Source organism: Corynebacterium sp. 13CS0277 (genome assembly GCF_002994655.1).
In the GTDB taxonomy this organism is placed as follows: Bacteria; Actinomycetota; Actinomycetes; order Mycobacteriales; family Mycobacteriaceae; genus Corynebacterium.
In genome coordinates this window covers 116783-130228 of sequence record NZ_PPDL01000003.1, presented here as the reverse complement: position 1 = coordinate 130228, position 13446 = coordinate 116783, and the positions used below count along the sequence as shown (strand labels likewise).

The 13446-nt window shown below is 68.9% G+C and carries 10 protein-coding genes; 3 read left to right on the top strand and 7 right to left on the bottom strand.

The window, feature by feature from the left end; genetic code table 11:
• Nucleotide 1 precedes the first annotated feature (1 nt).
• The 5 genes from C1Y63_RS12795 to C1Y63_RS01870 all read right to left on the bottom strand — a co-directional run bounded on the left by C1Y63_RS12795 (nt 2) and on the right by C1Y63_RS01870 (nt 5914).
• Nucleotides 2-973 carry a hypothetical protein gene (locus tag C1Y63_RS12795; RefSeq protein ID WP_199189046.1) on the bottom strand — a complete coding sequence of 324 codons (972 nt, stop codon included), beginning with the start codon at nt 971-973 and terminating at the stop codon, nt 2-4.
• Nucleotides 970-2094, bottom strand: a complete 1125-nt coding sequence (locus C1Y63_RS01885) for a hypothetical protein (protein ID WP_106014765.1) — start codon at nt 2092-2094, stop codon at nt 970-972. Before C1Y63_RS01885 ends, C1Y63_RS12795 begins: the two co-directional genes overlap by 4 nt.
• A 123-nt stretch (nt 2095-2217) precedes the next feature.
• Nucleotides 2218-3141: a homoserine kinase gene (gene thrB, locus C1Y63_RS01880; RefSeq protein WP_106014764.1), complete on the bottom strand. Its 924-nt coding sequence runs from the start codon at nt 3139-3141 to the stop codon at nt 2218-2220.
• A 351-nt stretch (nt 3142-3492) separates the two neighbouring features.
• Nucleotides 3493-4566: a threonine synthase gene (thrC, locus tag C1Y63_RS01875; protein WP_106014763.1), complete on the bottom strand. Its 1074-nt coding sequence runs from the start codon at nt 4564-4566 to the stop codon at nt 3493-3495.
• Between the two features lie 10 nt (nt 4567-4576).
• On the bottom strand, nt 4577-5914 hold the full coding sequence (locus C1Y63_RS01870) for a homoserine dehydrogenase (RefSeq protein ID WP_106014762.1): 1338 nt from the start codon (nt 5912-5914) through the stop codon (nt 4577-4579).
• Nucleotides 5915-6634: 720 nt separating this feature from the next.
• Between C1Y63_RS01870 and C1Y63_RS12790 the strand changes: the two genes are divergently transcribed.
• Both C1Y63_RS12790 and C1Y63_RS01860 read left to right on the top strand, forming a co-directional pair.
• Entirely contained in the window at nt 6635-6889 is a 255-nt protein-coding gene (locus C1Y63_RS12790; RefSeq protein ID WP_199189045.1) for a hypothetical protein, read from the top strand.
• Nucleotides 6890-6947: 58 nt separating this feature from the next.
• On the top strand, nt 6948-7211 hold the full coding sequence (locus C1Y63_RS01860) for a hypothetical protein (RefSeq protein ID WP_106014761.1): 264 nt from the start codon (nt 6948-6950) through the stop codon (nt 7209-7211).
• A gap of 291 nt (nt 7212-7502) precedes the next feature.
• Here the strand turns inward: C1Y63_RS01860 and lysA are convergent, their stop codons facing one another.
• Nucleotides 7503-8969: a diaminopimelate decarboxylase gene (gene lysA, locus C1Y63_RS01855; protein ID WP_106014760.1), complete on the bottom strand. Its 1467-nt coding sequence runs from the start codon at nt 8967-8969 to the stop codon at nt 7503-7505.
• On the bottom strand, nt 8970-10628 hold the full coding sequence (argS, locus tag C1Y63_RS01850) for an arginine--tRNA ligase (RefSeq protein WP_106014759.1): 1659 nt from the start codon (nt 10626-10628) through the stop codon (nt 8970-8972). It abuts the gene before it with no gap.
• Nucleotides 10629-11530: 902 nt separating this feature from the next.
• Here argS and C1Y63_RS01845 point away from each other — a divergent pair.
• On the top strand, nt 11531-13198 hold the full coding sequence (locus C1Y63_RS01845) for an L-lactate permease (RefSeq protein WP_106014758.1): 1668 nt from the start codon (nt 11531-11533) through the stop codon (nt 13196-13198).
• The last annotated feature ends 248 nt before the right edge of the window (nt 13199-13446 follow it).

Here is a 13446-nt window from a genome sequence, read left to right as displayed (position 1 = left end):
TCTACCCTTCGCTGTCTACGCCACCGGCAGGGGCGGCGGGTGCGTCGTCTGCGGGTGCATCCACGGCCGCAGTATCGTCTCCAGGCGCGTCCTGCGGGGGCAGGGGTACTGCGGGGGCATCCTCCGCGGCAGGGTCTGCCGGCGCGGCCGGCTCCTCCACCGCGGGCACGTCCGCCCCGGGGAGCGACACTGCAGGATCCTCGTCCTCGGCCAGCAGCCCCTCCAGCAGCTCCACGTAGGCGTCTTGGCCGCCCTCCAGCAGCAGCTCCGCCATGGCCTTGGCTTGCGCGGCGCTTTCAGCGTCGTAGACGGTGCGGTGCTCCAGCGGGGCAGTGACCACCGCGGCGTGGTTCTTCGACCCGCGGTACACCTCCAGCGTGGCGTCGGTGTCCTCCCCCACGGTGCCGGCGGGCACGAGGAAACGGAAGGTGCACCGGCGGCCGAAGTGCGGGTTGGCCAGCTGGCAGGAGTTGGTCTCCGGGGCGAAGGTGGTCTCCCCCACGACGAGCCGCACCGTCGGTGCGAGCGGTTCCTTGGCGGGCACGAACTCGGTGCGCACGAGTACGGCATCCGGCGCATCCTCGCCGCCGGGAAGCACGGCAGTCTCCGTCACGGTGAGGGTGCCGAGGGCATCCTCGGCGACGGTACCCATAAAGGAGCCGGCGGCAACATCCTGGGCCTTCGGAATCCACCCGACGACCAGGCTGCCGAGCGCCAGCGCCGCCACCACGTAGGCTGCGGTCACGGCCACCACGGCGCGGCTGCGCTGCTGCCCGGCGGCGGTGGCGACCTCAGCGAACTCTTCGCCGAAGGCGCGGGTACGGCCCGCGGCCGCCCCCACCACGGACTGGGCGTGCTCCCGGGCGGCACCCACCGCGCCGCGCAGCGGTGCCGGGCCACGCCCCGCACTGCTGGTGGGTTCAGGGGTGTGGGCGTGCGGGTTCTGGCCGTCGGGGGTCACTGTGTCGCTCACAGGTCCTCGTCTCCTCCACTGGCTGCACCGGCGGTATCTGCCGCCCCGGCGGCGGGTGCAGTGGCCTCAGCACCAGTGCCGAGTTCACCCGCACCGATCGTGCCGGATTCTCCTGTGAAATCCGGCGGCTGCGGCAGCCCGGGCTGCTCCACCGGGGGCAGCAGCAGACCGAATTCCTCCCGTAGGCGCTGGGCCTCCGCCTCGCGGGCGGCGCGCTGCTCCGCCTCGGCGCGGACGGCAGCCTCCACGGCCTGCGCTTCCGCGCCGGGGTCGACGGGAATGACGCCGACAAGCTTCGGGTCGAAAAAGCCCTTCGTGCCATCAATGGCACTCGCCCGGTAGGTGAGACCGTACACACCCACGCCGAGAGTCTCAGGCTCGGGGTGGTCGTCGTTTTTCGCCTCCACGTGGCGGGTATCGACGTAATCCCAGGGCACCACCACGGTGACGGCGGTGCCCACCCCGGGGTTGAAGTACCCGCCGAAAAAGCGCTCGTCTTTCCACACGATGGGATACTTCGGCCGCCACTGCGCAGCCGGGTTCTCGACCTGCGTGCCCGCCAGTGCGGCAGGATTTGTCGCCGCGTCCGCGTCGCTCGCGGTGTTCGCTGTGCTCTCTGTGCTCTCGGCGTTGTTGGGGTCGCGGGGGTCGCCGGCGAAGACCTTCGCCAGGGTGCGCCCCGACACCGGTTGTTTCGTCGTGTTCGTGGCGGTGAGTTCCACCTCCAGGCCGTCGACTGTCGGCTGGATGGCAGTGATCTCCAGGTCGAAGGGGGCGGCCTCCACGTGGTGCTCGGCCTGCGGTCCCACGATGACAGCCTCCGGGGGTGCGGCATCAAAGCCACCGACAACACCCATGGCGGCGACGAGGCCCGCCCCGCCGACGAGCATGAGGTTGTTGCGGGTCACGAGCTCATCGCGCACGGAGGCGAAAAAACCGCCCCAGGTCTTCTCCGGGGCAGGTGCGGCCGCAGCACCAGCGTCACCGGGGGTGGCCGCAGCCATAGAGGTGCCAGCGCCTTGCGCGCCAGTGCCCTGGGCGCCAGCGGTGCCCTGCGGCGCAGCGCTCGGCTGGTCGCCGGTGGTCGCAGGCCCGGGTGTGGGCGAATCGGGGCCAGTCATCACGGCCGCCTCCCTTTCGCAGACGATGCAGAAGGTGAAGAAGAATCACGTCAGGGGTGTGTGCGCACCAGGCCACCTGCCGGGCGTCTACGTCGGTGTGTCGTGGCCTGGTGCTGAGAAGCGCTAGCTGGTGGTGATCTCCACGGGGCCGGCCACCTGCAAGGGCAGCACCCGCAGGCCCGCGGCCTCCGCCTCGGCGACGATGGCCTCCGGCAGCGGCTCAGTCGACAACACCATGGCGGTGGGGCCCGCACCCGAGAGGTAGGCGGCGAAGCCACGGTTGCGCAGGCGGTTGACCCACTCGGCGGTCACCGGCAGCACGTCCGCCCGGTAGGGCTGGTGCAGGCGGTCGCGGGTGCCCTCCCACAGAAGCTCCGGGTGGTGCTGCAGCGCCACCGTCATCACCGCGCAGCGGGACACGTTGAAGCGGGCGTCCAGGTGGGTGACATCGCTGGGCAGCACGCGGCGCACAGCCTCCGTGGAGGCCTTGAAGTCGGGCACCAGGGCCGTGGCCTGGATGCGGGAGTCCACCGGGATGCTCACCGCCTTGTACTGGGGGCGAGTCTCCCCGTCGACGGGAATGTCCGTCCAGCTGACCACCGCCTGGCCGAGCACACTCGCGGCCGCGTTATCAGGGTGGCCTTCGAATGCGGAGGCCAGCTGCACCATCTGCTCCGGGGTGAGCGGGCTGCCCGCCAGCCCGTTGGCGGCGGCCACGCCCGCCACCGCGGCCGCCGCCGAGGAACCCAGGCCCCGGGACTGCGGGATGGAGTTGTGGCACACGACCTTCATGCCGGGCACGCTCACACCGATCTCCTGCAGGGCGGCGTTGATGGCGCGCACGACGAGGTGGCGGGCGTCGCGGGGAAGGTTGTGTTCGCCCTCCCCGTGGATCTCCACCACGAGGCCGGACTCGATGACGGTGACCTCCACCGTGTCGTAGAGGCTCAGTGCCAGGCCGAGGGTGTCGAAGCCCGGGCCGAGGTTGGCGGACGAGGCCGGAACTTTCACAGTGGCGTGGGTACCGACAGGCACAGCGGTGGCCATAAAACTCAACTAGTCCTTCCAAGACATACGGACACCACCACGCCCGCAGCCGGCGCGGGGATACGCGCGGGCGGGTCCTGCTGGTGGGTCACACAGGTATTCCTAGAGAAGTCTAAAAGGTGTCAGCCCCCGGGGGCGAACACCGGCCACCCCCTTGGTGGACGGCGCACCCACCCGGGCGCGTGCTCCCGGGCAGTACCCCACCCGGGCACCGACGCACGCCGCCCACCGCACCTGCTCCTGCCGCGGTACCTCATGATCGATGATCGTAGGGGCAGCGGCGAGGAGGGGTGCGGTGGGCGGCGTGGAGGGGGCGCGGCCTTTGTCAGGCTCGCACGCCCCGTGGGGGTGTTACTTCAGGCCCAGGGCGTCGACAACGGCGGCGGGGTCGACGTCGATGGGGGTGGGCTCCGGCATGGACAGCAGGGCGGTCGTCGGATCCTTGAGGCCGTGGCCGGTGACGGTGCACACGATCGTCTGGCCGGGCTCCAGGGTGCCGGCGCGGTGCGCGGCGAGCACACCCGCGTAGGAGGAGGCGGAGGCGGGCTCCACGAACACGCCCTCCTTGGCGGCGATCATGCGGTAGGCCTCGAGGATCTTCTCGTCGGTGGCGGCCACGAACTCGCCGCCGGACTCTTCCTTTGCGGCCACGGCGCCGTGCCAGGAGGCGGGGTTACCGATACGGATCGCGGTGGCAATGGTCTCCGGGTCGGTGACCGGGGCACCGTTGACCAGCGGGGCCGCGCCGGCAGCCTGCACGCCCAGCATGCGGGGGCGCTTGGTGGTGACACCGTCAGCGAAGTACTCGCTGTAGCCCTTCCAGTAGGCGGTGATGTTGCCCGCGTTGCCCACCGGCAGCGCGTGAATGTCCGGGGCATCGCCGAGGCCGTCGGCGATCTCAAAGGCGGCGGTCTTCTGCCCCTCGATACGCATCGGGTTGACGGAGTTGACCAGGGCGATCTCCGGGTACTCGGTGGTGGTCTTCTGCACCAGCTCGAGGCAGTCGTCGAAGTTGCCGCGCACCTGGATGATCTCCGCGCCGTGCATGACGGCCTGCGCCAGCTTGCCCTGGGCGATCTTGCCCTCGGGGATGAGCACGCAGCTCTTGATGCCGGCGCGGGCAGCGAACGCCGCCGCGGAGGCGGAGGTGTTGCCGGTGGAGGCGCACATGAGCACCTTCTTGCCGTTCTGCACGGCGTCGGTGACGGCGACGGTCATGCCGCGGTCCTTGAAGGACCCGGTGGGGTTCGCGCCCTCCACCTTGAGGTAGACGTCGCAGCCGGTCATCGCCGACAGGTAGTTGGCGCGCACGAGGGGGGTGTTGCCCTCGTGGAGGGTGACCGGCTCCCAGTCCTTGGCAAAGGGCATGCGGTCACGGTAGGCGGCGATGAGGCCGGGCCAGCGGTTGTACACAGCGGAGGTCATAAACGTTGTCCTATTCACCTTCAAGTCGGATGACACTGTTGACGGACTTTACCGCCTGCAGTTCGTTGATCGAATTCACCGTGGCCGCAAGATCCCGCTCCCGGGCCTTGTGGGTCACCACGACGAGGCGGGCGCCTTCGGAGGATTCTTCCTGCCGCACCGCCGAGAGGCTGATGCCGTTGGCGGAGAACTTCGCCGCCACCTCGCTGAGCACGCCAATGCGGTCGTCGACTTCCATGTCGACGTGGTAGCGGGTGCGGGTATCCCCGAAGGCGGCAATCGGCAGGTTGGCGTAGGTGGACTCGCCGGGGGCGCGGCCGCCGTGGACGCGGTTGCGGGCCGCACCCACGAGGTCGCCCAGCACCGCGGAGGCCGTCGGGTTGCCGCCGGCACCGTTACCGTAGAACATGAGCCGGCCGGCGGCTTCTGCCTCGACGAAGACGGCGTTGAAGGACTTCGACACGCTCGCCAGGGGGTGGCTGCGCGGCACGAGGGTCGGGTGGACGGCGGCGGAGATCTTCTCCACCCCATCGTCGTCGGTGAAGCGCTCGCACACGGCGAGCAGCTTGATGACGTAACCGGCCGCGCGGGCGGCCTCCACGTCGGCGGCCGTGATCTTCGAAATGCCCTCGCAGTAGACGTCGTCGTAGCTCACGCGGGTGTGGAATGCCAGGGAGGCCAGGATGGCGGCCTTGCTGGCGGCGTCGTGGCCCTCCACGTCGGCGGTCGGGTCGGCCTCGGCGTAGCCCAACGCCATCGCCTCGGCGAGCATGTCATCGTAGGAGGCACCGGTGGAATCCATCGCGTCGAGGATGAAGTTCGTGGTGCCGTTGACGATGCCCATGACCGAGTTGACCTTGTCGCCCGCCAGGGAGCGGCGCAGCGGGCCAACGACCGGGATCGCGGCGGCCACAGCCGCCTCGAAGTACAGGTCCACGCCCGCCGCATCGGCGGCCGCGGCCAGCTCCTCCGAGTGGGCCGCCACCAGGGCCTTGTTGGCGGTGACGACCGACTTGCCGGCGTTGAGCGCCGCCAGCACCAGGGTGCGCGGGTAGTCAATACCACCGATGACCTCCACCACGATATCCACGTCATCACGGTTGATGAGCGCCATCGCATCCTCGGTGAGCAGCGCCGGGTCCACGCCCTCGCGGGGCTTGGACGCATCAGACACCGCCACGCCGCGCACGGCCACGGGCCCGCCAATGCGGTGGGTGAAGTCCTCGGAATTCTCCGTCAGCAGGCGGTAGACCGCCTGGCCGACAGTGCCGTAGCCCAGCAGGGCGACGCCGACCTCCGTGCCGACACCGGCACCGGGCTTGGGATGGGTGGGGACAGTTTGGCTCATGGCACTCCAAAAACATCGGTGTGAACCAGACCCCGTGCAAACGCCGTGCGGGCAGCGCCCACCGGCCGGGAGGTCCGAAAGTGTTACCTCACGCATTCTAGAGTGCGCCCACCACCCTGGGCATCACACCCCTCCCCCCACGGCTCGCCCCCACAGGCGTCCGCGCCAGCGGCGACACCTGCCGTCAGCGCGCACAGCCCACAGCACCCCCGGATGAGTGCACCCGCCGCGGGCGCAGGTGACGCACCCCGTCACAGCGATTCCTGCGGCGGGGATGCCGGGGCGCGCACGCGCCCGCACCATTGTGCGGACGAGGACGACTGCGGCCGGGTGGCGCCCCCTCGCGCGCGCCCGGCGTGCGGCGAGACCTGCGCGAAGGGCGTCACATGTGCAGCCCCACGGGTGGGGGTGCGACACCGTGCGCGCGGGCGCAGACCATGGCCCACAAGCTGCGCCATGGGCGGGGACCCGGGCGCCACCGCCACCCCGAGTAAGCCGCCTGTCACGCCACCCCCAAACGTGTGAAGGAACACATCATTGTGGACTCTTTGTTTATAATCACCACTAGCTTCGAGATGTGAACATTTGAGGTCCGATGCCAGCACATGGCATCTCGCCCGAAAGGGTGTGACCCCGTATGTCAGGGCCGCACCGCACTCTCGACTGTCCCGTGTCCCTTGTCGGACACACCACATTGTGAACACTTCAGAGGAGTTCCCCGTGACCCGTCGCATCACCACCGGCATCGTCGCCGCCGCCACCGCCCTGTCCCTCGGCATGGGCACCGCCGCCGCCTCCCCGAACCCGGATGAGGCCACCAGCGGTTCCCCGACCTCCGCCGTGACCTCCCTGGCCAACACCGGTTCCTCCCTGGCATCGCAGGCCGTGGGCCTGGCCATCTCCGGCGTCATCCTCGTCGGCGTGTACAACTTCATGGTCCAGCAGCACCTCATCCAGCCGCTGCGCACCGCCTAAGAGCACACGCCACCACCCCCATCCCTCATTTCATCGTTTTCAAGGACGTGATTTTTTCATGACTCGCTTCTCCAAGGGCCTCGTCGCCGTCGCTACCTCCGCAGCACTGCTCACCGGCACCGGTGTGGCTGTCGCTGCCCCGGCTGACACCGACCTCGACGCCACCGCCGCCTCCGCCACCCTGAGCGCCGGCCTCGGCTCCGTCGCCGTCGGCTCCGCCGCCAGCGTCCTGCGCTACGGCATCATCGTCGCCATCGTCGTCGGTGCCTACAACTGGGCTGTCGACCAGCACCTGATCCAGCCGATCGCCCTGCCGCAGTAAAACGCCCCGCGCGCACGCGCAGGCTTTTTCTCACCGCGCCGTCCCCGGACCACCACCGGGGCGGCGCGGTCGTCTTTTTACTCCCCTCCCCCTTTTTGGCCAAGGCCGTTCTCCCCCGGCGTACCCAGGCGGGGTTCGGGCTCAGTGTGAAGACGTGTGTATGACGCCCGCGAATGCCGCTCACCGCACACCCCGCCCCACGCACGAAGTCCCCCGGCCCGCAGGTGCCCCACGTCGCTCACGTGGGGTGCCTGGGGCAGGGGGACTGCTTAGTTGTGCGTGTCGGTGGCCTTAGAGCCCCATCTCGAGGGCGAGGACGTCCTCGATGGTCTCCCGGCGCACCATGAGACGGGCCTGGCCGCCACGGACGCTGACGACCGCGGGGCGCAGCATGTGGTTGTACCGGCTCGACATGCCGAAGCAGTACGCGCCAGTCGCCGCCAGGGCCACCAGGTCACCCATCGCCACATCGTCCGGCATCGGCGCATCGTTGATGAGGATGTCGCCGGACTCGCAGTGGGAACCCACCACGCGGGTGCCGACCAGATCCGCATCCGACATGCGGTTGACCATCCGGATGTCGTACTCCGCCTGGTAGAGGGAGGGGCGAATGTTATCGCTCATGCCGCCGTCGACGGCGACGTAGCGGCGCTGGGCATTGTCACCGATGGTGACGTTCTTGATCACGCCCACCTCGTACATCGTCACCGTGGACGGGCCGGCGATGGCGCGGCCGGGCTCCACCATGACCTTCGGCGGGGTGAGGCCCAAGGCTGCGGCGTAGCCCTGCACGCGGGAAATGAGGTCCGCAGCGACAGCCGCCACGTCCAAGGGCTTCTCGTCCGCGGTGTAGGCGATACCGTAGCCGCCACCCAGGTCGAGGACCTCGAGGGCGTCGACGGCCGCCGGGTCAACCTCGGCAATGTCGCGCTGCAGCTGGCCCCACAGGCCCAGCACGCGCTCCGCGGCGAGGGAGAAACCTTCGGCGTCGAACACCTGGGAACCGACGTGGCAGTGCAAGCCCACGAGGCGGAGGTTCTCCGCGCGGACGGCCGCGAGCGCGGCCGCGTGCGCCGACCCGGAGGCCAGGGAGAAACCAAACTTCTGGTCCTCGTGGCTGGTGGCGATGAACTCGTGGGTGTGGGCCTCAATGCCGGGCTTCACGCGCACCAGCACGTCCTGCACGGTGCCCTGCGCGGCCGCCATCATGTCGAGCAGCTCGAGCTCCTGGTGGCTGTCCAGCACCAGCTGGCCGACGCCCTCCCGGACGACGGTACGGAGGAACTCCGGCGACTTGTTGTTGCCGTGGGCAGTGATCCGCGCCGCGGGGAAGCCGGCGGCCAACGCCACCTGCAGCTCGCCGAGGGACGCCACGTCGAGGTTGAGGCCCTCCTCGTCCACCCACCGGGCGATGGTGGTGGTGAGGAACGCCTTCGAGGCGTAGTGCACGAACTCGCCGCCGCCGAACGCCTGCGCCATGTCCCGGCAGCGGGAGCGGAAATCATCCTCGTCGACGACGAACAGCGGGGTGCCGTAGGTGTGCGCCAAGCGGCTCAGCGACACACCACCGATGGTGACCTGCCCGTCCTCCTCGCGGCGGGTGGTACGCGGCCACACGTGGGCGGGCAGCTCGTTGAAGTCGGTGACGGCCACCGGCTGCTGCGGGGGCGGCGCCGGGGTGGGGCTGGCCGGCACGGAGGTCTCAGCGGCGTGGCCGCCGCCGGCCACCTGGGGGGAGGGAGAAAAACGTGCGCTCATTTACATCCGCTCCGGTGCGGTAACCCCCAGCAAGCCCAGCGCATTGCCGAGCACCTGGCGGGTGGCCTGCGCCAGGGCGAGGCGGGCGGTGTGAATGGGGGCCGGCTCCTCGCCCTGCTTCGGCAGGATCTGGCAGGAGTCGTAGAAGCGGTGGAACGTCGCCGCCAGCTCCTCGGCGTAGCGGGCGATGCGGTGCGGCTCCCGCAGCTCAGCGGCGGCGGTGACGACAGCGGGGAACTCACCCAGGGTGCGGATGAGGTCGCCCTCGCGGGGCTCGGTGAGAAGCGCCACGTCCGGGTTGGCGGCCGAGACCCCCAGCTCGTCGGCCTTGCGCTGGATGGAGCACAGGCGGGCGTAGCCGTACTGCACATAGAAGACCGGGTTATCGGAGGACTGGGAGGTCCACAGGTCCATGTCGATGTCGAGGGAGGAGTCCGCGGAGGAGCGCACGAGCGCGTAGCGGGCGGCGTCCACGCCAATCGCCTCCACGAGGTCGTCGAGGGTCACCACAGTGCCGGCACGCTTCGACATGCGCTTGACCTCACCACCGGCGACGAGGTTGACCATCTGGCCAATCATGACCTCCACCTGGTTGGCGTCGTAACCCAGAGCCGCAGCCGCCGCCTTGAGGCGGGCAATGTAGCCGTGGTGATCCGCGCCCAGCATGTAGATCGCCAGGTTGTGGCCGCGGTCGAACTTGTCGGCCACGTAGGCGATATCGCCGGCAATGTAGGCGGCGTTGCCGTCGGACTTGATGACCACGCGGTCCTTGTCGTCACCGTAATCGGTGGACTTCAGCCACCACGCCCCGTCCGCCTCGTAGAGGTTGCCGGAGTCCTTCAGCTGCTGCACAGCACGATCCACCGCACCCGACTCGAACAGGGAGTTCTCGTGGAAGAACACATCGAAGTCGGTGCCGAACTCGTGCAGGGTGCGCTTGATGTGGGCGAACATCAGCTCCACGCCGGCAGCGCGGAAGGCTTCCTGCATCTCCTCCTCGCCGAGCTCCATGATGCCGGGCTGCTGCGCGATGACCTGCTGGGCGATGTCCTGGATGTACTCGCCGCCGTAGCCGTCCTCCGGGGTGGGCAGGCCCTTGGCGGCGGCCACCAGCGAGCGGGCGAAACGGTCGATCTGGGTGCCGTGGTCGTTGAAGTAGTACTCGCGGGTCACCTGCGCGCCCTGGGCTGCCAGCACGCGGCCCAGCACATCGCCCACGGCCGCCCAGCGGGTACCACCCAAGTGGATGGGGCCGGTCGGGTTCGCGGAGACGAACTCCAGGTTGACCTTGAGATCCTTGTAGGCATCGCTGTGGCCATAGGCGTCGCCCTGGGCGAGGATGACGTTGACAAGCTCGCCCTGGGCGGCGGCCGCCAGGCGGATATTAATGAAGCCGGGGCCGGCCACCTCACAGACCTCAATGCCGGCATCCTCGGCGAGTGCCGCCGCGAGCGCCTCGGCGAGCTCGCGGGGGTTCATCCCCACCTTCTTCGCGATCTGCAACGCCAGGTTGGTGGCGTAGTCGCCGTGCTCCGGGTTCCGGGGGCGCTCCACCACAACCTTCTCCGGCGCGGGGAGGACAGAGACGTCGAGGCCCCGGTCGGTCAGGACACGGTGAGCAGTGCTGTGCACAAGCTGTGCGAGATCTGTGGGAGTCATGAGCGGAAAGTTTATCAGGCGCAACAGCCCAGTCCACGCCCCGCCTCCGCACCCAACCCCAGCCCCCGCCCCAGGACACACCGGCTGGCATTTCTGCAGCACGCACGCCCCACCGCCACGGCGAGGATCCACCCCGCCGCCGGCACGCCGGGCGCGGGTCACGCCGCGCCCCGCGGCGGGGTCATGCGGGGGCTGCGGGCATGTCGGCGGCCACAGCACCTCCATGAGCTTGCTCACGTGATAGCGGCCATAGTTTGATGGAAAAAGTGGTACATGCACATCTCGCGGAGGAGTCCTAATGGTGCTGGATAGGGGGAATCCACGCACCGCACACAGCCCGAGAACCCACATGCAAACGGGGGCAGAATGAGCATTTCACAGCGTATGCACGGGTTTTTGTGGCAGTTTTCACATGGTTTAGCATGATGCATGGCCGCTCACATGAATGCTGCTCGCACGTCACACTCGCAGTGAGTCCACTGCCGCGACAGCGATGCGCGGGCGAAACACCCGACTGGCGCAATCGCCGCCGGCACTCGCCCCCGCCTCGCGCGAGAGCCTCAGCTGAGCACACAACGAGGTATCCGACCCTGCCTTGGGGCCACACACAACTCCACGCACCCCACCACGAGGCGGTGCCGCGCCCGCGCGGACCGCGCAGCAAGCGACTGTGCCTTTCCCCACACTGTCGCCGGTGGCGTGCTTCTCCCCCGGGCACCCCGCCCGGGGCGCGGCCACGGAGCCTGGGACGCCGCTCGCGTCCCCGTGCGCACACCCCGCGCACAGGCCACCGCCGCCATCCGTGCCAGGCCGACCCCACCCGGTCGCCACGGGCACTGAGATACCCCTTGTTTCCTTAAAACAACCGTTCACACCCGACTGAAAAGAAAAAGGAGTTGACCGTGCAGACCTTTACCGCCGTCACCACGGCCGTGGGCGACAGTCTCGGACTGTCCGCCCTTGTCGCCACGATTCCGCTGCTGACGTTCTTTGTCATGCTCATCGGTTTCAAGGCCCGCGCGCATGTCTCCGCCCTCGTCGCTCTGCTGGCATCCCTGATTGTGGCCGTCGTCGGCTTCAAGATGCCGGTGCTGCTGGCGGTGGCTTCCGCCGGCCGCGGCGGCCTGTTTGGCCTGCTGCCGATCGTGTGGGTCATCGTCATGGCGATCTGGTTCTACCAGGTCACCGTGGTCTCCGGGCGCTTTGAGGACCTGCGCCGCACCTTCGACCGCCTCGGCGCGGGCGATGTGCGCATCCAGGCCATCCTCATCGCGTTCTGCTTCGGCGGCCTGCTGGAAGCCCTCGCCGGCTTCGGTGCCCCCGTGGCGATCACCGCCACCATGATCCTCGCGCTCGGCATCAAGCCGCTGCGCGCCGCGGTCGTGGTGCTGCTCGCCAACACCGCGCCCGTCGCCTTCGGCGCGGTCGCCATCCCGATCACCACCGCCGGCAACGTGGCGGGCCGCACCGCCGAGCAGACCGAAAACATCGCCGCCATCGTCGGCCACCAGGCCCCCTTCCTGGCGTTCTTCGTGCCGCTCATCCTGCTGTTCATCCTCGACGGCATGAAGGGCGTGCGTGACGCCTGGGTGCCGGCCGTCGTCATCGGCCTGTCCTTCGGTGTCGCCCAGTGGGCGACCTCCAACTACTTCGCCTACGAGCTCACCGACGTCGTCGCCTGCATCGTCTCCCTCGGCGTGGCTGTCGCCTTCCTGCGCTTCTGGACCCCGCGCGGCGTGCCCGAGATGCGTCAGCGCATGGGTGTGCCGGAGGCCACCATCCAGGAGGAGCTCCCCGCCGTGCGCGTGTGGATGGCGCTCATGCCCTACGGCATCGTCACCGTCATCTTCGGCCTCGCGAACCTCATCGACCCGTGGAAGAAGGCCCTCGACGGCATCAAGATCACCGTCGATTGGCCGCTGCTCAGCGAGTACCTCGTCAAGGCTGACGGCACCCCCGTCAACTCCGCCTACTCCCTGTCCTGGCTGTCCAACCCCGGTACCCTGCTGCTGATCTCCGGCCTCATCGTCACCGTCATCTACTCCATCTTCAACGATGGCGGCCGCTACAAGATCACCCTCGGCCAGTCCCTGGCTGAGATCGGCCACTGCATGTACCGCATGCGCCTGGCAGCCCTCACGATTGCCGCCGTGCTGGCCCTGGCCTACGTCATGAACTACTCCGGCCAGACCGTCGCCATCGGCGAATACGTCGCCTCCCTCGGCGCGCTGTACGCCTTCCTCGCCCCCACCCTGGGCTGGATCGGTACCGCCGTGACCGGCTCCGACACCTCCGCCAACGCCCTGTTCGGCAAGATGCAGGTCACCGCCGCCAACCACGCCGGCATCAACCCCGACCTCATGCTCGCCGCCAACACCACCGGTGGCGTGGTCGGCAAGATGGTCTCCCCGCAGTCCCTGGCGATTGCCTCCACCGCCGTCGCCCTCGAGGGCGAGGAGTCCTCCATCTTCAAGGCCGTCCTGCCCTGGTCCGTCGGCATGCTCTTCGTCGTGTGCACCCTGGTGTTCCTGCAGACCAACGTGCTCAGCTTCCTGGTGCAGACCGTCTAGGCACACCCCCACACAAGGAGCACCCCGCGCTCCTACCCCATCCCCTCTCCCCGACACCCGCCACCGCTGTGGCAGACGCGATCGGTGGGAGGGGATTTTTTTACGCGCCTCCTCCGGGCGGAGTCACGCGCCCGGCGCTGGCGCCGGCGTCCCGCGAGGAAGTCTGTGTGCAGTGGAGTGCATATGTGGCGGTGGGGTGATTCGTCGATGCGAAAACACACACGGCGTGGAGTTCCATTGTGGTTTTT